22 protein-coding genes, 1 pseudogene and 2 riboswitches are annotated in these 23,307 nt (G+C 30.9%); of the genes and pseudogenes, 5 read left to right on the plus strand and 18 right to left on the minus strand.

Annotated elements, in window-relative coordinates:
• Nucleotides 1-88 precede the first annotated feature (88 nt).
• The 3 genes from FYJ33_RS06450 to FYJ33_RS06460 all read right to left on the minus strand — a co-directional run bounded on the left by FYJ33_RS06450 (nt 89) and on the right by FYJ33_RS06460 (nt 2,417).
• A complete protein-coding gene (locus tag FYJ33_RS06450) occupies nt 89-991 on the minus strand; it encodes a chemotaxis protein (RefSeq protein ID WP_154530927.1) in 903 nt (300 codons plus the stop codon).
• Nucleotides 992-1,133: 142 nt separating this feature from the next.
• Complete coding sequence (gene fsa, locus FYJ33_RS06455) at nt 1,134-1,781, minus strand: fructose-6-phosphate aldolase (RefSeq protein ID WP_154530928.1); 648 nt, start codon at nt 1,779-1,781, stop codon at nt 1,134-1,136.
• A gap of 18 nt (nt 1,782-1,799) precedes the next feature.
• Entirely contained in the window at nt 1,800-2,417 is a 618-nt protein-coding gene (locus FYJ33_RS06460) for a non-canonical purine NTP pyrophosphatase (protein ID WP_154530929.1), read from the minus strand.
• Nucleotides 2,418-2,632: 215 nt separating this feature from the next.
• On the opposite strand from FYJ33_RS06460, the pseudogene FYJ33_RS06465 reads away from it, so the two are divergent.
• Nucleotides 2,633-3,981: pseudogene (locus FYJ33_RS06465) on the plus strand (oleate hydratase).
• Between the two features lie 87 nt (nt 3,982-4,068).
• On the plus strand, nt 4,069-4,260 hold the full coding sequence (locus FYJ33_RS06470) for a hypothetical protein (RefSeq protein ID WP_154530930.1): 192 nt from the start codon (nt 4,069-4,071) through the stop codon (nt 4,258-4,260).
• A 13-nt stretch (nt 4,261-4,273) separates the two neighbouring features.
• Here the strand turns inward: FYJ33_RS06470 and FYJ33_RS06475 are convergent, their stop codons facing one another.
• The 10 genes from FYJ33_RS06475 to FYJ33_RS06520 form a co-directional block, all read right to left on the minus strand.
• Nucleotides 4,274-5,368 carry an acyltransferase family protein gene (locus tag FYJ33_RS06475; protein ID WP_154530931.1) on the minus strand — a complete coding sequence of 365 codons (1,095 nt, stop codon included), beginning with the start codon at nt 5,366-5,368 and terminating at the stop codon, nt 4,274-4,276.
• Nucleotides 5,369-5,389: 21 nt separating this feature from the next.
• Nucleotides 5,390-5,806: an MFS transporter gene (locus tag FYJ33_RS16290; RefSeq protein ID WP_235900789.1), complete on the minus strand. Its 417-nt coding sequence runs from the start codon at nt 5,804-5,806 to the stop codon at nt 5,390-5,392.
• Nucleotides 5,803-6,657, minus strand: a complete 855-nt coding sequence (locus tag FYJ33_RS06480) for an MFS transporter (protein ID WP_235900790.1) — start codon at nt 6,655-6,657, stop codon at nt 5,803-5,805. Before FYJ33_RS06480 ends, FYJ33_RS16290 begins: the two co-directional genes overlap by 4 nt.
• Nucleotides 6,658-6,870: 213 nt before the next feature.
• Nucleotides 6,871-8,583 carry a methyl-accepting chemotaxis protein gene (locus FYJ33_RS06485; RefSeq protein WP_154530932.1) on the minus strand — a complete coding sequence of 571 codons (1,713 nt, stop codon included), beginning with the start codon at nt 8,581-8,583 and terminating at the stop codon, nt 6,871-6,873.
• Nucleotides 8,584-8,833: 250 nt separating this feature from the next.
• Nucleotides 8,834-10,009 (minus strand): phosphoribosylaminoimidazolecarboxamide formyltransferase, encoded by a 1,176-nt coding sequence (locus FYJ33_RS06490; RefSeq protein ID WP_154530933.1) that lies wholly within the window; start codon nt 10,007-10,009, stop codon nt 8,834-8,836.
• 54 nt (nt 10,010-10,063) lie between these two features.
• Nucleotides 10,064-10,143: riboswitch (ZMP/ZTP riboswitch) on the minus strand.
• Between the two features lie 112 nt (nt 10,144-10,255).
• Entirely contained in the window at nt 10,256-10,459 is a 204-nt protein-coding gene (locus FYJ33_RS06495) for a YbaK/EbsC family protein (protein ID WP_154530934.1), read from the minus strand.
• A gap of 54 nt (nt 10,460-10,513) precedes the next feature.
• Entirely contained in the window at nt 10,514-11,518 is a 1,005-nt protein-coding gene (locus FYJ33_RS06500) for a LacI family DNA-binding transcriptional regulator (RefSeq protein ID WP_154530935.1), read from the minus strand.
• A 12-nt stretch (nt 11,519-11,530) separates the two neighbouring features.
• On the minus strand, nt 11,531-13,024 hold the full coding sequence (gene galT, locus FYJ33_RS06505) for a UDP-glucose--hexose-1-phosphate uridylyltransferase (RefSeq protein WP_154530936.1): 1,494 nt from the start codon (nt 13,022-13,024) through the stop codon (nt 11,531-11,533).
• Nucleotides 13,025-13,041: 17 nt separating this feature from the next.
• Nucleotides 13,042-14,211, minus strand: coding sequence for a galactokinase (locus FYJ33_RS06510; protein ID WP_154530937.1), 1,170 nt, complete (start codon nt 14,209-14,211; stop codon nt 13,042-13,044).
• Nucleotides 14,212-14,602: 391 nt separating this feature from the next.
• Nucleotides 14,603-15,505 (minus strand): PhzF family isomerase, encoded by a 903-nt coding sequence (locus FYJ33_RS06520; protein WP_277643194.1) that lies wholly within the window; start codon nt 15,503-15,505, stop codon nt 14,603-14,605.
• Nucleotides 15,506-15,650: 145 nt separating this feature from the next.
• Here FYJ33_RS06520 and FYJ33_RS06525 point away from each other — a divergent pair, with 145 nt between their 5' ends.
• Together FYJ33_RS06525 and FYJ33_RS06530 are read left to right on the plus strand one after the other, a co-directional pair.
• On the plus strand, nt 15,651-16,004 hold the full coding sequence (locus tag FYJ33_RS06525) for a winged helix-turn-helix transcriptional regulator (RefSeq protein ID WP_154530938.1): 354 nt from the start codon (nt 15,651-15,653) through the stop codon (nt 16,002-16,004).
• Between the two features lie 151 nt (nt 16,005-16,155).
• A complete protein-coding gene (locus tag FYJ33_RS06530; RefSeq protein WP_154530939.1) occupies nt 16,156-17,187 on the plus strand; it encodes a hypothetical protein in 1,032 nt (343 codons plus the stop codon).
• Between the two features lie 160 nt (nt 17,188-17,347).
• On the opposite strand, the gene FYJ33_RS06535 is transcribed toward FYJ33_RS06530, so the two are convergent.
• Nucleotides 17,348-17,686 (minus strand): zinc ribbon domain-containing protein YjdM, encoded by a 339-nt coding sequence (locus FYJ33_RS06535; protein WP_154530940.1) that lies wholly within the window; start codon nt 17,684-17,686, stop codon nt 17,348-17,350.
• 497 nt (nt 17,687-18,183) lie between these two features.
• Between FYJ33_RS06535 and FYJ33_RS06540 the strand changes: the two genes are divergently transcribed.
• On the plus strand, nt 18,184-18,840 hold the full coding sequence (locus FYJ33_RS06540; RefSeq protein WP_154530941.1) for a TIGR00266 family protein: 657 nt from the start codon (nt 18,184-18,186) through the stop codon (nt 18,838-18,840).
• Here the strand turns inward: FYJ33_RS06540 and FYJ33_RS06545 are convergent, their stop codons facing one another.
• The 4 genes from FYJ33_RS06545 to FYJ33_RS06560 all read right to left on the minus strand — a co-directional run bounded on the left by FYJ33_RS06545 (nt 18,841) and on the right by FYJ33_RS06560 (nt 22,910).
• Nucleotides 18,841-19,704: a methionine ABC transporter ATP-binding protein gene (locus FYJ33_RS06545; protein ID WP_154530942.1), complete on the minus strand. Its 864-nt coding sequence runs from the start codon at nt 19,702-19,704 to the stop codon at nt 18,841-18,843. It abuts the gene before it with no gap.
• Nucleotides 19,705-19,910: 206 nt separating this feature from the next.
• Nucleotides 19,911-20,026: riboswitch (SAM riboswitch) on the minus strand.
• A 73-nt stretch (nt 20,027-20,099) separates the two neighbouring features.
• A complete protein-coding gene (locus tag FYJ33_RS06550) occupies nt 20,100-20,723 on the minus strand; it encodes a phytoene desaturase family protein (protein WP_154530943.1) in 624 nt (207 codons plus the stop codon).
• A gap of 59 nt (nt 20,724-20,782) precedes the next feature.
• Complete coding sequence (locus FYJ33_RS06555) at nt 20,783-21,934, minus strand: 1-deoxy-D-xylulose-5-phosphate reductoisomerase (protein WP_154530944.1); 1,152 nt, start codon at nt 21,932-21,934, stop codon at nt 20,783-20,785.
• Nucleotides 21,935-22,004: 70 nt separating this feature from the next.
• Entirely contained in the window at nt 22,005-22,910 is a 906-nt protein-coding gene (locus FYJ33_RS06560; protein WP_154530945.1) for an alpha/beta fold hydrolase, read from the minus strand.
• Nucleotides 22,911-23,307: the final 397 nt, after the last annotated feature.

Genomic DNA, 23,307 nt, shown 5'->3' on the forward strand with positions numbered 1-23,307 from the left:
ATTTAACCTTTTCCAATGAATTCCCTATACCATAAAAAAGCACCCTGCATAACAGCAGAGTGCTAAAAAAATCATAAAAGATATATAATTAAATATTTAATAAATGATCTATCTTATCTACAAGTTCTTCAACTTCAGGCTTACTTAGCTGAGCATCAGCACCTACAGATTCTCCCTTATGCCTTAATTCATCAGTAATTAAAGATGAGAATATTACAACTGGAAGCTTCTTTAATACATCGTCTTCCTTAATCTTTCTAGTAAGAGTCAATCCATCCATCTGAGGCATTTCGATATCTGTAATAAGCATCTGTGCTTCCTTTATAAAATCAGCACCATCCTTTTCTTTTAATGAAAGAAGATAATTGAAAGCCTGTTCTCCATCGTCAAAGACTCTAAGCTTCTTAAATCCTGCTTTAGTTAAAGTATCCTTTAAAAGCTGTCTTATTAATGCTGAATCATCAGCAAGTACTAACTGTATTCCTGATCTATCCTTGTAGTCTACAGAAACAAGTCTATCTTCACTAATTCCGCAGCTTGGACAAATATCAGTTACTATCTTTTCAAAGTCAAGCATCAATATTACTTTATCACCAAGAAGTATATTACCTACTGATAATGACGCTGCAGATAAATCATCAGGCTTTCTTATATCACTCCATTTTATACGATGAACACCTAGTATCTCATCAATGTTAAATGCTACCTTTATATTATTAAATTCACAAATTATTACCTTGTTTGTCATACTAGCTTTGCTTCCAGATAATATATACTTAAGATCTACTAATGTTAATATCTCATTTCTGCATAAGATAAGACCTGCAATTTCTTTATTTGGATTAGGAAGCTTTGTTATACCACTTTCAGGCATATCAATTATTTCTCTAACTTTGACAACATTAATCGCATAGTTTGTATTATCAACAACGAATTCTATAATTTCTACTTCTCCTGTGCCAGCTTCTAATAATATATCATTATCGTTCATAATAACGTTACCTCCAGTAATTACTTATTTTAAACTAAAATTATTATCGTAATAAAATAATTGTTCTTTAGATGCATTTAAAACAAATTATTAAAACCTTTGTTAATAATAATAATAAAACAAGACGTATTCAACAAATAAGTTATTTCTTGAATGTTTCATTCCAGTCTGCTTTGAACCTCTCAAGTCCTTGATCTGTTAGTGGATGTTTTATCATCTGCATTAAAATCTTATATGGTATTGTTGCTATATCAGCACCTGCTCTTGCTGCTTCAATTACATGAAGTGGATGTCTTACGCTAGCTGCTATAATCTTAGTGCCTATTCCGTGGATATCAAAGATTTCAGCAATGGTTCTTACAATTTCCATCCCATCCATTGAAATATCATCAACTCTGCCTAGGAATGGACTTACATAAGTTGCTCCAGCATTAGCTGCAAGAAGTGCCTGGTTTGCCGAAAATACAAGAGTTACGTTAGTCTTAACTCCTTCCTTAGAAAGAACCTTAACTGCTTTAAGTCCTTCAGCAGTCATAGGAATTTTAACAATCATATTTTTATGGATTGCTGCAATCTTTCTTCCTTCATCAATCATTCCTTTTGCATCTTCTGCTACAACTTCGCCACTGATAGGTCCATCAACTATTGAAGTAATTTCTTTAATAACTTCATTAAAGTCTCTGCCTTCTTTTGCAATAAGTGATGGGTTTGTAGTAACACCGCTGATTACTCCCATTTCATTTGCTTCCCTTATTTGATCAACATTTGCAGTGTCTAAGAAAAATTTCATACTAAACATCTCCTATAATTATTTTTCAATTTTTTTCAATTTAAAAGAGTCAATTATAAATTTTCTGAACTTAATATCATACTCTCTCAAAAGATTTTCTGTTTCTTTATCATGATTTTCAATATCTTGACTTATGCTATCAAGCGGCCAACCAGGTATAGGCTCACATATCTGATGGTCAAGTAGATAAAATCCTCTTGCTTTATTCGTCTTATCATCAGCCATAAACTCTTTAAAACAATTATCTGAAAATACAGCTGTTCCATTTTTATAATATACTAGAGCTTTTCCCCCAAAATTCTTTGCCATATTACTATAATATGTAATCATGCCTTCATAACTTAATACTTCATTACCGACTCTTTTTATGTACAACCCAGGCTGCCTAGGATCATCTTCATCCATATCTGCAAAATATAGTCCAGAATCCTGGCAGATAACATTATCACAAAATTTCGAATAAAACTCTGCTTTAATTTTTGCATTTTCAATTGGTGTATTTCCTAACTCTTCAGGCTCATCAGTTATGTTAAGATCATCCAGTGTTACTATTTCGCAGTCATAATCATTTAATATTTCCATAAATCTCTGTTTTTTTGCAGGATTAGTCGTACCTATAAGTATTCTCTTTATCATGTTAACGCCCCAATCTTATCATTTAAATTTGATTAAAATACAATATCAATTAATTTCTGAACAATTATATTTTATCATATTTTGTAATAATTGTATGCATATGATATTATAATGGTAAATAATTGTTTACTCATCTAAAAGGAGTGAGACAAAATGTCAACTAACGAACTGCCTGAAATTGCATTAGCTAATTCTCTAAAAAAATTAACACTCTTGTGCCAAAAGACATTGATGCAAGAAAAGCTTATTTAATTGGAGGCGGTATAGCTTCTCTAGCGTCCGCCGCATTTCTATTAAGGGATGCTCACATGAAAGGAAACAATATCCACATACTTGAGGAATCATCTATTTATGGAGGTTCTATGGATGGTGCTGGAATTGCTGAAACTGGCTATACTGCAAGAGGGGGCCGAGAAATAGAAGAACATTTTGAATGCTTTATGGATTTGTTTAGTTTTATTCCATCATTAACAGACACAAATAGAACTGTTCTTGATGAATTTAGAGAGTTGAACATTAAAGAACCTATAGAATCACATTGTCATCTTGTACAAAATCAAGGAGAAAAGTGTGATTTTCATCACTTGGTTTATCCAAACAACATCTAATGGAACTTACAAAACTTCATTTGCTTACTGAAGAAGCCCTTGGTCCAACAACTGTTGAGCAGTTCTTCTCTAAGTCATTCTTCAAAACTAACTTTTGGTATTTTTGGTGCACTATGTTTGCATTCAAAAAATATCATTCAGTAGTAGAAATGAAAAGATATATGGAAAGATTCATGCATTTAATAGACGGTATGAATAAATTGAAAAGAATTCTTTATACTGAATATAACCAATATGATTCTTTAATACTTCCATTAATTACTTGGCTAAAATCTAAAAATGTATGTTTCGAGACAGGCTGTAAGGTTGTAGATATCGACTTTGACATTAATGATAACAAAAAAACTGCTACTGCTGTTCATTACATTAAAGATACTAAAGATTTTAGAATTGATGTTAATGATAAAGATATTGTGCTATTTACTAACGGATCTATGACAGAGAATACTACCAGAGGTGATATAAACAACTCAGCTGTACTTAATACTTCTGATGATAAAGGATGTTTCTCAGTATGGGAAAAACTTTCAAAGAAAGCTGACAACTTTGGACATCCTGAAAAGTTCTGTACTGATATAACAAAAACTAAATGGATTTCATTTACTGTAACTTTAAAAGATGATAATATAGTATTACCTTATATTGAAAATATTACTGGGGACAAACCTGGTATGGGTGGACTTGTAACAATAAAAGATTCTAACTGGTTGATGAGCTGGGTTGTTCCAAAGGATCCTCATTTTATTAACCAACCTAAAAATGTAAAAGTATTATGGGCTTACGCATTAAATCTTGATTCAAAAGGAAATTATATTAATAAAACATTGCAAGAATGTACTGGTAAGGAAATGTTTGAGGAATTACTATATCATATGGGAGGATTAAATGATGTTCCAATAGATAAAGTAACATTAGGAGATCTTTTAAAAAACACAGAATTACTAAAACTATTATAATTCTTAAAGCCAGGATAAAAAAATTCCTGCCTTTTCCTATTACATTTGTATTTTTTACAATAAGTGGTGTGATTAAAGTATATTGAGGTGATAATATGGAAAAACAGTGGTATAAAACGTCAGAAACATGGTGAACCAAAAAAAGAAAATATTGCTGTAGAAATCAGACAGGCTATTAATGCACTTATGCAGATAGCTTTATATTATTATGTTACAGATGAACTCCAGCAGTCAATGGATCAAAGTCTTGAAAGGCTTAAAAATGAAGGACTGGTTTAAACCAGTCCCATATTTATTTTAAAATCTTTTCTTTTACCATGTAATATCCTTCACTTAATACAAAGGCTATCACGAATGTACATGAAGCTGTGATTATAAATTTAATGAATAAATCTATTTTAACATTCATCAATAGACACTCTATTGCTACATTTATAGGTGCATGAATTATGAAAATAGGATAAGTACACTTTGCTAATCTTGACGTAATAGTAGATTTGTAATCATATTTGTCCCTATATAATGTAATCAGCTTTAAAGAAATTCCCATACACATAACTGGCTCCCATATGCAATAAGCAAGTGATTGCCATGATAATGAACCAAAGAACACCTGTATATTATCTATTGCCCCTCCAAAATATAAAATAACAGGCATAAGAGGAATACTTATAAGTGCTATAATAAACCACTTATTAACAAGTTTTTTGCTTATTGTATCTAAAAGATTATTGTTATAAGCTATACATCCACATATAAAAAGTACTATATATTGAGAAAAATAACCAAACTGCATGCCACAGAACTCTTTACCTATGGGAATAATTATTCTAACAATAAAAGAGACTACAGCAATTATTATAATCAACTTCATGATAATGATATCAGTGACTTTATTTATTTTAATAGTACTCTTTTTTAATTTTCTAACTATTATATACCCAATATTAAATAATATAAGTGCTTGCACAAACCATAAAGGCCCTTGTCCAAAGCTATTAAGGTTACACCAGTATTTAAGAAATGATATCTTATATCCATTCTGAAAATAGCTAACTAAATACATTATTAAACTATTTATAAAAAAATAAAAAATAAGAAGAGGAATTCCAAGTCGCTTAAGCTTATCTAAGAAAAACTTCTTGCATCCTTTTTTATCATAAGATGACGGTGTAAAATACGCTGATATAAAGAAAAATAAACCCATAAAAAAAGATTGGCAAATGGCAGCAAACATTGTTAGCACTGCACATTCCACTAAATTATTATTCTTTTCATTATAAAACCATGATCCTGATGCACCATAAGCAACAGCTGTATGCAAACATATAACTAAAACACATAATAAAACCTTTATCTTATCTAAATAATAAATTCTCCTCTTCATAAAACCTTCCTAGAATATTAATTATAATTTTTTCACAATATTATAACTTACTATACTTACCATAAACCCCAAAATGCTTGTGCACAAAAACATAACAGCCATTCCACTGCCATGTCCACTTCCCACTATAATTTGTAGGATTTTACAAAAATCATTCTGGGTTTTCATCATTGGTTCAAATATATAATCTGCCAAATAACCACTTAACAATGTACCAATAGGTATAGTGCAATATTGAAGAGCATTTCTTACAGTAAAAACTCTTCCCTGTAATTCTGTAGGGACAGTTGTATATAAAATTACATTCTGACCAGCTCCTATAAAAGGCATTGGAATACTTGCAGCTAAAGCAGCAAAACACCATAACGGACATGTTCTTCCAACTGACATAAAGAAATCACCAAGTAGAAATGATATTGCTGCACAATAATAAATCATTTTTTACTATCAATGTTTAATTTCTTTATAGACACAAAAAATCCTCCAAGTATACCACCCAAGCCTAGTACTCCATTCACTATGCCTAAAATACTATAATTATTTGAACTCCTTGCTAAAATCATAGGTGTCAATATGTTCTCATAAGTCAATGTAGAAATTAAATTTAAAACTGCTATTGAAATTATAAGATATAAAATTAGTTTATGGTTCTTCAAAAACATAACTCCATGATCAACACCTTTAAATACACCTTCAGTACATTTTGAACTAATTTCTTCAGGAATTTTTATGAAGAAAAGAAGAAATATAAATGCAAATGTAAATGTTATGAGATCAATAACTATTACTCCTTTTAGCCCTATAAAAGACATTACAAATGATGTAATCACAGGTGTAAAAACAGTATTCAACGAATTTGAAAATGAATTCATACCACTTGCTCTTGAATAAAAATCATTATCAACAATAATTCCAACAGCAATATCTTCTGCTGGTGATTGAAATGAATTCATAAAACCTAATATTAAATTAACAATGTAAATTTGATATATTTCTAGTTTTTCATTTACCACAAGAACTAAGACTACTATTGAACATAATGCTGCACCTAAATCACATATAAGCATTATATTTTTCTTATTATGTTTATCTACAAATTGACCTACAAAAATACTTCCAAGTATATACGGCAAATAAGAAAAAAATGTTATAAAAGAAACTGCTACAACAGAATTTGTTTTAGTATATGCCCAAATAATTAATGCATAAGCAGTCATAGAACTCCCAAGTTCCGAAACAGATTGGCTAATCCAAAAGAATATAAAATTTTTATATTTATAATTTTTCATTGATTTCTCCCCTTTAAGTAATTTTACAATTTCTTAAACTGCAGAATTCAATGATGGCGAAAAATTATAATCTTAACTCTGTACAGTTTTCGCCATATTCATTAAATACTGCACAGAGTAAATCATCTTCTTTAATAACTAAAAAACAAGACATTGTTATAATACCTTTCTATAAAATATACATAAATAAAGTATTTAAAACTTAAATTATTTTTATAATTTAAATACTGATATACTCTTATCTAATTCATCAGCTAATTCTTTCAACTTATCTGATGCTGCGCTTACATTTTCAATTGTATTAGATAATTCATTCATAGATGCAGATGTTTCTTCTGTAGATGCAGCATTTTCTTCTGCTATTGCAGATAAATTATTAAGTATATCAATCATTTCTTCCTTTATCTTATCTAAGCCTTCAGTCTGAATACTTATCTTATTTATTTCATCAACAGATTTTGTTACACCATCACTTAATACATTAAATTTGTCTTTAGTATTATTGATTACGTTTTTCTGATTATTAACAGCATTCTCAACATCTTTCATTATTTTAACAGTTGTTTCAGATTCCTTGATCAATTCAGATATTGATTTTTCTATAACTTTTGCAGATTTATTTGATTCTTCAGCAAGACTTTGAATTTCTTCTGCCACAACTGCAAATCCTTTTCCAGCTTCACCTGCTCTTGCAGCCTCAATACTAGCATTAAGTGATAAAAGATTAGTTTGCTCTGCAATATCTGTAATAAGTGCAATAGCTTCTCTTATCTTCTTTGCAGACTCATTTGTTATATCTGTTTGTTCTGCAATTCTTTTTACAGAAGCAATAGTAATATTATTGTATTCTGTAGACTCCTCAACAATTCTTCCAGCTTCACTTTCTGCACTGCTCATACTATCAGTATTTTCTTGCATACTCTTAATACTACTATATATAACTTTTATTAATTCACCCATATCTATTGATTGTTTTGAAGCATTTTGCGTATTTTCTGCTTGTGACACTGCACTACCAGATATTTCATTCATAGCTGCATCAACAGATTTTGTACTTTCAAAGCAATCCTTAGACATCACCTGAAGGTCAGTTGAATTGCTTGTTAAAAGTTCAACTGCATTAGCAGTTTTTCCAATTAAATTTCTTAAATTATCTTTTAATACCTGAGATGTTTTAGCTATAAGGCCTATTTCATCTTGTCTTGCTAAATATTTATTATCTATTGTATTAGTTAGGTCACCATTTGACATATCTAATAGATGATTTGATACTACTTCCAATGCATCTGAAATCTTTGTAGTTTTTTTAAATACTAAGAAACCTGCAATAAGTGTCACAATTAATCCGATACATATAATTATAATATTATTTTTCGTAACGACTCTTTCAACATCTGCAGAAGGTTTACCTGCAAACACCATACCTATAGTATTTCCTGATTTATCTTTAAGTGGTGAATAATAACCAAAATAGTTTCTTCCCTCTACATTTACCTTTTGATCAAAATATGATTCACCAGACTTCAATACTTTTTCAATTACTTTATCATCTGCTTTTGTTCCAAGAACTCTTTTACCTTTATTATCCAAAACGGACGATGTAATTCTAATATCATCTGAAAATATAGATATATCTGTATTAGTAAGCTTTTTAATTCCATCAACTAAATTATTGTCTTGTCCAAGTATAAACTCACCTTTCATTAAATTACCTGATGAATCTTTCGTAATATCTCCCTCAGAACCTTTTTCTAAAACGTTAATAGTGGTAACTACTGTACATTTAAGGCCATCTTCTACTTCATCTACCATATTTAACTTTAAAGTAATACCAGCAACCAATGATACTATAGTCACCAATACAATTCTAGGGATAATTGACATAAATAATAAATCTCTCTTAATACTTCGCTTAGCTTTTTTCATAACAACATCTCCATAAAATTTAATAATATATTTATACTTATCGGTAAAATTTATTATTTCTTAAGAAAATTTTATATATTTATCCATAATTTATCATTTGATTCGGTAATAAATTACACTATAAATAAAGTTTTTTATTGATTCTGATAAAATTATTACAGAAACTTCATTCTTTTTAAATATATACAAAAAGAGTTGTAATTCATAATATTTATACGAATCACAACCCTTTTTCGGACTATTTCATATATTAATGATGGAATAATCTTATCCCAGTAAACGCCATTGCTATATCATATTTATCACAAGTTTCAATAACATTATCATCTCTAATTGATCCACCAGCTTGAGCAATAAATTTAACTCCACTTTTATGTGCACGTTCAATATTATCTCCAAATGGGAAGAATGCATCAGAACCAAGTGCTACATTGTCTAAGCCTTTTAACCATTCAATCTTTTCTTCCTTAGTAAATACTTCAGGTTTTTCTGTGAAGTAATATTCCCATGCTCCATCTTTTAAAACATCATCATGTTCTTCTGAAATATAAACATCAATTGCATTATCTCTGTCTGGTCTTCTTATATCCTTCTTAAATGGAAGATTTAATACCTTTGGATTCTGTCTTAAGTACCAGATGTCAGCCTTGTTTCCTGCAAGTCTTGTGCAGTGGATTCTTGACTGCTGTCCAGCACCAATACCTATTGCCTGTCCATCTTTAGCATAGCATACTGAATTAGACTGAGTATACTTTAAAGTAATCATAGATATGATAAGATCTCTTTTAGCTTCTTTAGTAAGATTTTTATTCTGTGTAGGTATATTTTCAAATATAGAGTCATCAAACTTAACTTCATTTCTAAGCTGCTCAAAAGTTATGCCGAAAACCTGTTTTCTTTCTATAGGATTTGGTTTGTATTCTGGATCTATCTTGATTATATTGTATGTGCCTCTTCTCTTGCTTTTTAAGATATCAAGTGCTTTATCAGTGTATCCTGGAGCAATTACTCCATCTGATACTTCTCTCTTGATAAGAAGCGCTGTTTCTTCGTCACATACATCAGAAAGAGCTATAAAATCGCCATAAGAAGAAAGTCTGTCTGCTCCTCTTGCTCTTGAGTAAGCAGTAGCAAGTGGTGAAAGTTTTAAATCATCTACAAAATAAATCTTCTTTAATGTTTCACTCATTGGTACTGCAACTGCAGCTCCAGCAGGACTTACGTGCTTAAATGATGCAGCTGAAGGAAGGCCAGTTGCTTCTTTAAGTTCCTTAACAAGCTGCCATGAGTTTAATGCATCAAGGAAATTGATATATCCAGGTCTTCCGTTAAGTATTTCAAGTGGAAGATCACTGTCTGTCATGAAAATTCTCGCAGGATTCTGATTTGGATTACATCCATACTTTAAAATAACTTCTTTTGCCATAATAATAACTCCCCTTTAATTCGATTTAATAAAAAAAGCCGACTTTAATCCAGGCTTTTCTGCCCAGACGGTCGGCTTGCTTTACGATCATACTCCATGTGGTAACTCCACTTCCGTCAGTCATATGACCATCATTAATTACATTTTATAGCATACATAGTCTTGTGTCAAGAACATTTATCTACATATAACTTTTATTGTTCGTATTTATATACAAATATGCCATTCATTCTTATTGTATCACTTTTATATTTCGTAATATTTATTATGATGATATTCAATATACTTAATTAGGTCACTATATTCCATACTTACAGTCATCGTATTAACATTAGGATGAGCCAGTAAAGTCTTATTCTTAAGGTCTTTATCTATAATAAATGTTACAGAGTGATAATCTTTTTTAAATTCCTTCTTAGAAAAAGGAATCCAGCCTCTGCTGGATTTCATACTCAATTTATTATAAATATATCTAATATTTATATCCTGTAACCTATGACCTGTCTATGCTGTTTCTCTAATAACCATCTTATTATCAAGTAGTACTTTTTTGCTGTACTGATTATCACAGTTTATCTTCTCAACAAGAAGCATTGCTGCATTGATTCCAAGAAGGTCCATGTTCTGATCCATAGTTGTAAGCTTAGGACTTACAAAACGACTTAAATCTATATTATCAAAGCCTATTATTGAAACATCATCCTTAATTTTTATGTTAAGGCTATTGCAGGCATTAAGCACACCGCATGCCATAAGATCATTACAGCAGAATACTGCATCTACTTTTCTTATAGCAAGTACCTCTTTTAGTATTTTTTCAGTATTATCTACTGTTTCTGTTCCATTTCCTGAACCAATATTAATTATATTGTCTTCATTAAAAGAGTCTATGGAATTCATCTTATCAATATATACTTTTTCCTTAATATCATAAGAGTAACTTCCATCGCCTCTTACAAATAGAATATTCTTTCTTCCCTTATCAATAAGGTAGTCAATTGCTGCAGATGCACCTTCAGCTTCATCATTAGAAACTGAAGACACATTCTTAACATTGCTATATCCATTTATAAATACAATTGGCATAAAGCCTGATATATTATCATAAAACTTATCTTCAATGTTCTCAGTGCTTGGATCGACAACTATTATTCCTGCTACATTTCTTGACAGGAAGTTATTAATACAACGTTTTTCTTCAGAGCTATTATCACAAGTACATGAAAGAATAAATGAATAATCATATTCCTTTAGCTGTTTCTCTATACCATTAACTACTTCAGGAAAGAACATATTATTTATACTAGGCACTATAACACCAATAATAGTAGACTGCTTCATAGTCAGTTCTCGTGCCTGCATATTAGGAATAAATTTTAGTTTTTCAATAGCCTGAAGGACTTTTTTCCTCGTTTCTTCCTTTACAGGATAATTTCCGTTCATGACTCTCGATACTGTTGCTGATGATACACCTGCTTCTTTAGCAACATCTACAATTGTTAGTGTCATATTACTCACCCTTTATAGTGCTTCAACAAATCTGTCAAATGCAGCCATACCCTTTTCATTTCTCTTATACACACCTGCGTGGCTTAATACTGTGCTGAATACTAGGCCAACTTCTTCCTTAAGTATATCTTCAGCATTGCTTTCATTGATGTCGTTGTATTTTTCCACAATCATCTTGTACCAGTCAGCGTGGCTTGAAACTCTTTTATCAGAAGATATATCTTTAACGCCATCAACTAAATCTTCTTTCAAGATATCAAGTTCATTCTTTAATCTTGCAGGAAGAACAGCAAGTCCCATAACTTCTATAAGGCCAATATTTTCCTTCTTAATGTGGTGAACTTCACTATGTGGATGGAATATTCCAAGCGGATGTTCTTCACTTGTTCTATTGTTTCTTAAAACAAGGTCAAGTTCGTACTTTTCCTCTCTCTTTCTGGCAATCGGAGTAATTGTATTATGCATCTCATCGCCAGTGTGGCTTAAAATCTCCACTGATTCATCACTGTAGTTTCTCCACAATGTTAATATGTGGTCTGCTAAATCTACAACTTCGTCTTTATTTTCACCATTTAATCTTAATACAGACATTGGCCATTTAACTCTGCCCACAGATACATTTTCAAAGCCTTTAATCTTATATGTCTTTTCAACTTCAGCTTTTTCCATGGCAAAAGTATAATGCCCACCTTGATAATGATCATGTGATAATATTGAGCCACCTACTATTGGAAGGTCAGCATTTGATCCTACAAAATAATGAGGAAGAACATCAACAAATGATAATAGATTTATGAAAGCTCTTCTGTTTATCTTCATAGGAACATGATTTGCATTGAAAATAATACAGTGTTCATTATAGTATCCGTATGGAGAATACTGCATGAAGTAGTTTTCGCCATTAAGCTTTAACGGAATAATTCTATGAGTCTGTCTTGCAGGATGATTCATGCTTCCAAAGAAGCCTTCGTTTTCCTTGCAAAGAAGGCACTTAGGATATGAAGTTGACTTTACAAGTTTAGCCTTTGCTATATCTCTAGGATCCTTTTCAGGCTTAGAAAGGTTGATTGTGATATCAAGGTCTCCATATTCAGTTACAGTCTTCCAGACAATATTCTTATCTATTCTTGTTTTTCTAATATAATTAGAAGCTATGCTCAAATCATAATAGTATTTTGTTGCACTTTCAGGAGAATCACTATAAAATTTCATGAACTTCGCAATTACTTCTGAAGGTCTTGGCATAAGACAGTTCATAACGTAAGTATCGAAAAGATCCCTTTCTACCACAGTATTTTCAATAAGCTTCTTCTCTACTGCATAATCAAGAATTTCTTCTAAGATTGGTGTTGCAGTTTCAAGTCTTTCATTTACTTCAACCGTATCAAATTCATCAACTTTTAAAAGTCCAAGAAGCATATTTGTGCTGTATATCACATCTTCATTACTGATAAGTCTTTTCTGAAGTCCAAAATTTATAAGTCTGTTTATTTCATAGTTAATCATAATTATCTCTCCTTAGTTTATTGAAGCTTTCTTGCTCCATCTGAAATTGTTACTACATAAAAGCTTGGCTCATATCCTATCTTTTCTTTGTATGCAGGTGTAACATTCTTGATTATTTCATCTACTGATTCATCCTTAACAATAGATACTGTACATCCACCAAAGCCTGCTCCTGTCATACGTGAACCAATTACTCCGTCATTCTTTAATATAAGTTCAACTAAAGTATCAAGCTCAATACCTGTAACTTCGTAGTCATCTCTTAATGAATTGTGGGAATCAACCATAAGTTTTCCGAATAACTCAAGATTATCTCTTTTAAGCGCCTTAACTGCCTTTATAGTTCTCTGGTTTTCATAAACTGCATGTTTTGCTCTCTTTCTGTTAACTGGGTCAGTTATAACATCTTTAACTTCTTCGAATTCTTCTTCTGTAAGCTCTCCAAGAGCATTTATGTTCTTAATTTTTTGTATTTCATGAAGAGCAGTTTCACATTGGCTTCTTCTTTCGTTGTACTTAGAATCAGCAAGTCCTCTCTTCTTGTTAGTGTTTCCTATAAGGATTTTATAACCCTTTAAGTCAATTTCACTATATTCATATTTTAAAGTGTTGCAGTCAAGTAAGATTGCATTGTTATACTTGCCCATTCCAACAGCAAACTGGTCCATGATTCCACAGTTAACTCCGATAAAATTATTTTCAGCCTCCTGGCTCATCTTAACGATGTCAATCATGTCAACATTAAATCCAAATAAATCATTGATTATTGTTCCAGTAAGTACTTCAAGTGAAGCTGATGATGAAAGTCCAGAACCATTTGGTATGTTTCCAAAGAATAGAACATTAAAACCATTTTTCATCTTATAACCATTATCTTCAAAAATCTTCATGACTCCCTTTGGATAATTAGCCCAGTCATCTTTCTTGTCATTAACCATATTATCTAAACTAAATTCTATAATTCCTAAATCTTTAAAATTCATAGAGTAAGCACAAACTTTTCTATCATTTCTTTCTGTAACAAGTGCATATGTTCCTATAGATAAAGCACATGGAAATACATGTCCACCATTGTAATCTGTATGTTCTCCAATTAAATTAACTCTACCTGGTGAAAAATAAACATGTTCAAAATCCTCATTAAATATTTTTATAAAATTTTCTTTTAATAACTGTATCTCATCCATTTCATTATCCCCCCATAACATTTTAGTACTATAATTTTATAGTAAACGCTTTCTATTTAATTGTAAAGGCTTCTATATTTATTTTTGAGAAAATTTAGAAACCGCTTACTATACACGAATTACTGTCAAAAGAAATAGGATTACTATTAATTTAGCAATCCTATAGTACACACTATTAATTGTACGATTAAGTAAATAAGCAGCCCAAAATCGCATTTTATCTTTACATCTCTTTTTGTCTTCTTTATATATCATTTTATATTTTCTTTTATCCATCTCATAGTTTCCCACATAACTTTAGATCTGCTTAATTTTTTTCCCCCTTATGCACTATCTACATTAACATTCTTTTACAACAATACAGATTCTGTCTGTAAAACAAGCCTAAATCCTATATATAAATATAAGTTTCAAAGATTATCTTAGCATTTCCTGACACGCTTACCTGATAAGGTTCATTATTTTCAATTTTAACTGATACATTGATTATGCCATCTCTGCCTATAGCTTCCCCCTGCATTGCTTTAAAGCAGAATAACTTGTTATCATTTTTGACAAGTCTATGTTTGACAAGATATGCACCAAGAGGTCCATTAGCATTACCTGTTACCGGGTCCTCGTCAATGCCGATAGCTGGTGCAAACATTCTGCCATGAACAAGGATGTCACTGTTTTCATCCTCTAATGTAAAGACGTAGTATCCATTACAGCCAATTTTACTGCTTAAATCTGTGAGCATAGTATTATCCGGCTGCAATGAGTTTAACAAATTCTTGTCGTTTATACATATCATCACTTTTGAGTGACCTGTAGAGACAATCTGTATAGGAAAACCTATTCTGATATCTTTTTCCGCTATATTAAGCGCAGCTAGAAGTTCATTTCTGCTTTCCCCATCAATAATTTCTCCATATTCAATCTTTCCTTGAGTCATTATAATCCTGTAATCATCATCTTCTTTAATAATCTCTACAGGAAGTATACCAGCTTTAGTATTCTGATATACTGTACAGTTCTTCAATTTTTTTTCGTAAGCCAGTGCATAATGAGCAGCTATAGTTGCATGTCCACAAATAGGTACTTCTTCTTTAGGAGTAAAAAATCTTGTTTGATGATCATATTCTTTGCAGTCATCATAGAATATAAAAGCAGTTTCTGAGTTGTTAAGCTCTCTTGCTATGTGCTGCATATCTTCCTCTGTAAGTCCATCTGCATTTGTAATAACTCCTGCAGGATTTCCTTTAAACTTTTCCTTTGTAAAAGCATCTATTTGATATAAATTGTACTTTCTAATTTTACTCTCCTCCTAATCGGTATTATCAATATTGACAATTAATTTAAATTCTAGATATCATATAATTAATTATAATCATACTTAGTATTATTACTAGTACGCACTTTATTGTAAGATACTTACCAATTAGAAAGAAGGAAAACTTATGAATACTGAGATCATATCAGAATTTCCTGATAAAGAAAAAAGGCAAAAAGATTTTAACTGTTCTATAGGATTTGCCATGACAGTTATCGGTAGCAAATGGAGAGCTATAATACTGTGGCACATTTTAAAGAATAGTCATATACGATATGGTGAATTAAAAAAAGGAATTCCCAACATAAGCCATAAGGTTTTAGCTGAAGAGCTAAAGAAATTAGAAGCTGACAGCTTAATTACAAGAAAATCCTACCCTGAAATACCTCCCAAAGTAGAATATAATCCAACAAGTAGAGGCCAATCTCTATATAAAGTACTAAATGAACTTTGTATTTGGGGAAAAGAGCACATGAATTAGCATAACTTTATACTTATATGTAAATATATGGGATAAACGTACGAATATTATTATATAAATCAATTTGAATGGAGTGTTAATATGATAAATAATTTAAACACCAATATCATGACTCAAAATGCACACGACTTCAACGGATATAAACTTTCTAATGAAAAAAAATCTAGCAAAGGACACAATAATGGCAATAACTTACTCGAATATAGTATCCCACGATGGAGCTCAGGAAATTAAATTGGTAACACATTTAGGATATTCGCTAGACAGCATTGATAATGATGGCAAGCTCTTTTCTTCTCATCATTATGAAAGTGTAAACGGAAGCACCTTAGATAAATCATTTGAAGATGTTTTATTAGATAAATCACGGAATAAAGAACCAGAATATTACAACTACTATGTGGAAAATTTTTTAACAGATATTACAATGAATTTTAGTACTGCCAGCACAATTGTGAACGATAAATCATCTCTAAAATCAAGTATAAATGATTTAATAAAAGAAATTAAAGAAACTACATCTAAGGGAGCTTCTGTGAATTTTGATAATTTAAAAACTAAATTTACAGTGAACGGCGTTGATTTTACTTTCAAAGAATTAAGCGATGCGTCAAGAGTATTCAGTAATGCAAAATCAATACTAAAAAATCCTGGAAGTACTCTCGTTTATAGAGATTATGCTGAAATGGGGCTTGTAAAAAGTAAAGTAAGTTCTTATGTTCAAAAAAATCTTAATAAAGAACAAGGAGATTTATTAAAATCATCTATGTCTACAAAAATCGCTAATGTTATTAAAGGACAAAATGAGGCACTTTATAATTTACAAGGTATAAAAATATATGTTAATTCAAATAATAAGTATTATAAATTTCAAAATGTTGCAGTAGCTACTAACGTAGATTATGCAAATAAAATCATGGATGTGTTTGCTAATATTGATACAAATGATCAAAATGCTTTGAAGTCAGCATGTAATCAATATAAAAGTATTATGACACCTGTATACACAGAATATGAAATATATAACACAGCAAATAATAGTGCACTTACAGAAATATTGAATGATGATAAAGATACGTTAATGAACATGGCAGATGAAAACTTTAAAATTCGCACTTTGTCAATATCTGAGGTACGAGCTTATATAAAGTCTAGAGAAAACATAATAGATACAATAAGATAGTATCTTAAATATATACTTCTTAAAAAAACTAAATATATTTCATTCTCGCAATATACTGATATTTTTCCATTTTTGTCAAGTTGTAAACAAAAAAACAGGTAAATAATAAACTGGCTATAAAAGGCCAATATACTATTTACCTGTTAACTTAGTCAATAAATTATGCTTTCTTTACAAATTCAGATTTTAAGCTCATTGCACCAAACCCGTCAATCTTGCAGTCGATGTTATGATCTCCTTCAACAAGTTTGATATTTTTTACTTTAGTACCCTTCTTTATTGGGTTTGAAGCACCTTTAACTTTAAGATCTTTGATAACAGTAACCGTATCTCCATCATTTAAAATGTTACCGTTAGAATCTTTTACTACTAGTACATCCTCGTTTGATTCTTCACTTCCTGGAGTCCATTCGTAGGCACATTCAGGGCATATTAATAAACTTCCATCCTCATAAGTATATTCTGAATTACATTTAGGGCAGTTTGGTAATTTGTCCATAATTCATTTCTCCTTTGTTATTTATATTTTTTAATTATCATGATTTAAGAATCTGATTTCTAAAATTATATTATCACAGAAACATGTTTTTTATCAATTATCAGCATACTATAACCTCATAGCTTAATCAAAAGAAAATACACAAAAAATTGAACACTTAAAAGTTAATGACAGTGACAATATTAACATATATAATAAAATAACAAATGTACTAAACATAATGTCAGTAAGTCTTTACGCAAGAGATAATTATACATTTACTTCTTGGGAACTTAGACAATATTATAGTTTAATTTCATTAAATTCAGCTTCATAAAACAGAATCAATTTTTATAATCTCTGCCACAGCCTGGGCAATCTTTCAGGTGCAATAGAGCTGAAACTTAAGAATTATTACGACATAAACGATATTAACGGTATGATTGATTTCTTTACTAAAGAACTGCTAAGAATAGCTAAAAATTATTAAAGTTAATATATTTGAAAGGGGACTTTTTATGAACCAGAAATACGAATTACTATATGGAGACACTAACAAAATGCTTAAAATTAATGCCATGCAGAATGAGGTCTACACTGTGGAATCAGGTGCTATGGTGTCAATGGATGATGTATTCGAAATAAAAGCAAAAACAGGTGGTCTTTCTAAGACTCTTGGTAGACTATTCTCAGGAGAAGCAATGTTTGTACAGAAGTTCAGAGCTAAAGCTGATGGAGAACTTCTTTTATCTCCTCAATATTTAGGAGATATACAGGTTATTGAGATGGATGGCTCAAGAAACTACAGACTTGGAAGATCATCTTTCCTTGCATCTTCTGATGGCATAAATGTCAACACAAAGTCAGGCGGCTTTAATGGAATGTTATCAGGAGAAGGCCTTATACAGATGGAAGCAAGCGGAATTGGTACTTTATTCATATCTGCATATGGAGCAATCCATAAAAAAGAAGTAGCTGCAGGAGAAACATATATAGTAGATTCAAATCATCTAGTGCTTTGGGACAGCAGCATGAGATATACATCTGAACTTGCAACTGGATTCTTTGGATCAATAGCAGGCGGCGAAGGTCTTGTTTGTAGATTCCAAGGACCAGGAACAATATGGATACAAACAAGAAATCCAGCAGTTATTTCAGCTAACACTAGTAAATAATTAAGATGTTTGAATAATCGCCTCTGATGTACTGTCCTTTAAATACTTAAGCTTTAATATTTTGCTGTTTTCTTTAAGCTGAACTATTGATTCATTCTGATTAATAAGTTCATATATATTCTGAATATTTGATGTAGTTGAAATAAACTTCTTTGTAATCTGCTGTTTAGGATCTGAGAACACTTCAAAAACACTACCTTGTTCAACAACATGACCATCTTCAACAACTGCAACAGTATCACAAATTTCTTTAATCACTTCCATTTCATGTGTTATAACAACAATTGTAATGTTCAGTTTTTTATTTACACTTTTAAGCAGCTTTAATATTGATAAAGTTGTCTGAGGATCCAGTGCACTAGTAGCTTCATCACAAAGCAATATGTCAGGATTATTTGCTAGAGACCTTGCAATTGCTACCCTTTGCTTCTGACCACCACTAAGCTGCGATGGATATGAAGCTGCTTTATCTTCTAATTCTACAAGATTTAGTAATGAACTTACTTTTTCTTTAATATCTTCTTTTGATAGTCCAGTATGTCTTAGTGGATATGCAACATTATCAAAAACTGTTCTAGACTTCATTAAATTAAAATGTTGAAAAATCATACCTATATGCTGTCTAACTTTTCTAAGTTCTTTTTCTTTTAATTTCATAAGGTCAATATTATCCACAATAACTTCTCCACAGTCTGGTTTCTCAAGTAAGTTAATACAGCGTACTAGTGTGGATTTTCCTGCACCACTAAAACCTATTATTCCATAAATTTCGCCATCCTTTATTGAGAGACTAACGTTATCAACTGCTTTTACATGTTCTTTTCCTTTAGCAAAAGTTTTTGATACATTTTTTAGTTCTATCAAAAGTATCCCCCCTAAGTAATTATGTAATTCATAGTATCCCGATAAGTTTGCTTGTATATAAGTTTAAGAACATATATCATAAATACATACTTAATTTTAAAAAAACCTGAGAATTGTAGAAAAATCAAAGAATTTATGAAATAAAAAAACACTTCTATAAGAAGTGTTTATTGCAAATAGAAATGAGGCTACTACCCCAATAAATCTTCTTATTTTTCAGGAAACAATCCTGTAGGATTTAGCACCACGAAAAAAATAAATGAGATTTCTTTCAGGTTGCTGGGTTTCATAGGGCCAGTCCCTCCGCCACTCTTAATAAGATCAACTTACCGAATATTATGTTATTAGTTATTATTATACATGTATTTATTTCAATGTCAACTATATTTGGGGAATTATTTATTGTCATCAATGACCATCTTAGTTAAAACTTTAGTCCCATCAATTATAATCGAAACGCCATTACCTGGATGTGTAGACGAACCTATAAAATAAAGGTTGCTTATTTCCTTTGATTTTAAATGTGGTCGTAAATAAATACTCTGATACAGTGCAGGTGAAAGACCAAATGCTGTTCCATAATATGAATTAAATCTGTCTCTAAGATCATATGGTGTTAGGTAGCCTTCAAATTTAATGTGCTTTTCAATATCTTTAAGGCCTTCTATTTTAGTGACTGTATCCATCACCACATTTCTGTAATTCTGAATTTCACTTATATTCCACTTAATCCTGCTAACCTTTAAGTTTGGCCCACGCACCATTATGTTCATCACTGTATCATTCTTATCACTGCATAAAGTATCATCCACTGCACTTGGATAATAAATATACAAGCTTGGGTAATATGTCAGATTACCCTCATCAATAAGTTTAAAGCCTTTTTCATACTTTACATTCACCTTTCCTCCAATTGTAGATTCCTTTTCTATTATAGTAACATCAAATCCCTCATTTAAAAGCCTGGCGGCAGTACAGAGCCCCCCTATACCTGAGCCAATAATAACAACTTTTTTCATAGAAAAGCACACCTTTCTACCATAATAAAATATGTATAGATTAGTGTGCCCAAATCTTTCTATTTTATAACTATTTTAGATGCATACTCTTTAGCCCATTTATCGGCTTCCAGTAAATCATCAATAGTGTAATCATACTGTACTGTATGAGCTTCCATTGTCTTTTCAATAATTTCTGCAATTTCAAGGAACTTAATATCGTTGTCTAAGAATCTACTTACAGCAACTTCATTAGCTCCATTAAGTACAGTGGTCATTGTTCCACCAATTTCAAGAGCCTTATATGCTAATGAAAGACATCTGAATGTGTCCATATCAGGCTTTTCAAAAGTAAGACTATTTCTAAAGCCAAAATCTACCTTAGGATAATCATTCTTAATTCTCTTTGGATACGTAAGCGCATATTGTATCGGAACCTTCATATCTGGTTCTCCCATCTGCGCCATAACTGCTCCATCCTCATATTCTACAGCAGAATGTACAATACTTTGTGGATGTATTAATACTTCAATATCCTTTACATCAACATCAAAAAGATATTTAGCTTCAATAACTTCAAGCCCTTTATTCATAAGTGACGCTGAATCTATTGTAATCTTCCTTCCCATTGACCAGTTTGGATGGTTAAGTGCTTGTTCTACTGTTACATTTTTTAAATAATTTCTGTCCTTACCTCTAAATGGACCACCTGAAGCAGTAAGAAGTATTCTCCTTATCTTATTACCGCTGTTGCCCTGTAAACTCTGAAATATTGCAGAATGTTCACTGTCAACAGGATACATTTTTACGTTATATTCTTTAACTGCATCTGTAATAAGCTTACCAGCTGAAACAAGAGTTTCTTTATTTGCAAGAGCTATATCTTTGCCAGACTTTATTGCTTCATAAGTAGGCTTAAGTCCGATATTACCAACTACAGAAGTCACGACTGTGTCAATTTCATCAAGAGTTGCTACTTTTACAAGGCCATTAAGTCCACTCAAGATTTCTACATCCTTGCCTTTAACTCTTTCAGTAAGTTCTTTTGCCTTATCTTCATCCATAATAGCTACAACTTTTGGATTAAATTCATCAATTTGTTTTTCAATTAAATCTATGTTAGTATTAGCTGTAAGACCAATTACATTTATATTCATTAAATCACGGACAACTTCTAATGTCTGTGTACCTATAGAACCAGTAGATCCTAAAATCGAAATATTTTTTGCCATAATGTTCACCTCTAAGACAACATTATAGCATAAAGAAATGCATAGTGCATATACCATAATTACATGATGCTTATCCTACCACATCTTTATATTTTATTACTGATACATCATCATCTTCTTTAAGAAATTTTATGATTTCTTTATTAATTTCTCTACATACGTTATCTGATAAAAAAGCAATATGCGCACAATTTCTAATTAAGTATATACTGCTATTAAAGAATGAATCCTTTGCAGCCTTTAAAAGCTTCGATGAAGAAAATATAAGATCCTTTTCTCCCGCAAAAACCAAAGTTGGCGAAAGACACATAGCAGCATCATACGGATTTATAGTTTCTGAAAAAGCAGCAGAAGGTTTAACATAATTAAAAACTTTCTTGCTTAATTCATTACATTCCTCTTTACTCCCATCACATAAAACAAAAGCATTAATAGATTTATACAAAAATTTCTGCTTTTTAGTTAATTTATATATGAATCTAGGTATCATACTATGAAAGAATAATTTAAATCTCTGAACCTTAATAATACCATATGGCGAAATAAGTACAGATTTTATTATCTTACTGGGACTAAAGCACATAAGCTTAATGATGACTTGGCCCCCAAATGACTCTCCAATACAAATCATTTTTTTATAGCCAAGACCTTCTATAATATCTGATGCCCATTCACCATAACTATCAGTATGCTTTGATAAATAACCAAGTTGTCTTGTTATATCACAAACATAAACGTTGTAATCATTAAGCAAAGATTTATACTGATTTAGGCAATAAACACAAGTACTGTTTTCCTCATGAAATATAATAACTGGCCTTCCCTCTTTATTTCCTGCATTAAGAATATGAACTACTCCCAAACATGTTTCTACTTCCAATTTTCTGTAATTAATTTTCTTTTTAAAATGCTTACAATTTATAATTCCATTAACCAGATTTTCATTATTAAGTGATTTTAAATTTATCTCGTTCATATTAAAACCTCTCTAATTGTAAATTTTTGTTAATTACAATTATATAGTTTTTTACTTCTTTGTGCAAGATAAATTATTATACTTATTGTGTTGACATGTTTTAATAACAAATATTATATTGCCCTATTTCAATTTAATTAGCGCAAAAACATAGCTAAATAGCTTCTTTAATATTTAATTAAATATATGTTGTAATCTAATAACAATCTATGCTTTTGTCAATAAGAAAGTGTACCACCTTGCTAATTAAAAAGTGTACCACTTAGAATAAAAAAATAATACCTGCTTTCAGTTGCGGGTGATATTATAATTGCTACTGTTGTACAGACTTATTATTAAGGCCTAATAGATGTTCTTTTTGCTGTCGGTATCTATAACTTTCTCCATTAAAAGTTAA

It is taken from the genome of Inconstantimicrobium porci (assembly GCF_009696465.1).
In the GTDB taxonomy this organism is placed as follows: Bacteria; Bacillota; Clostridia; order Clostridiales; family Clostridiaceae; genus Inconstantimicrobium; species Inconstantimicrobium porci.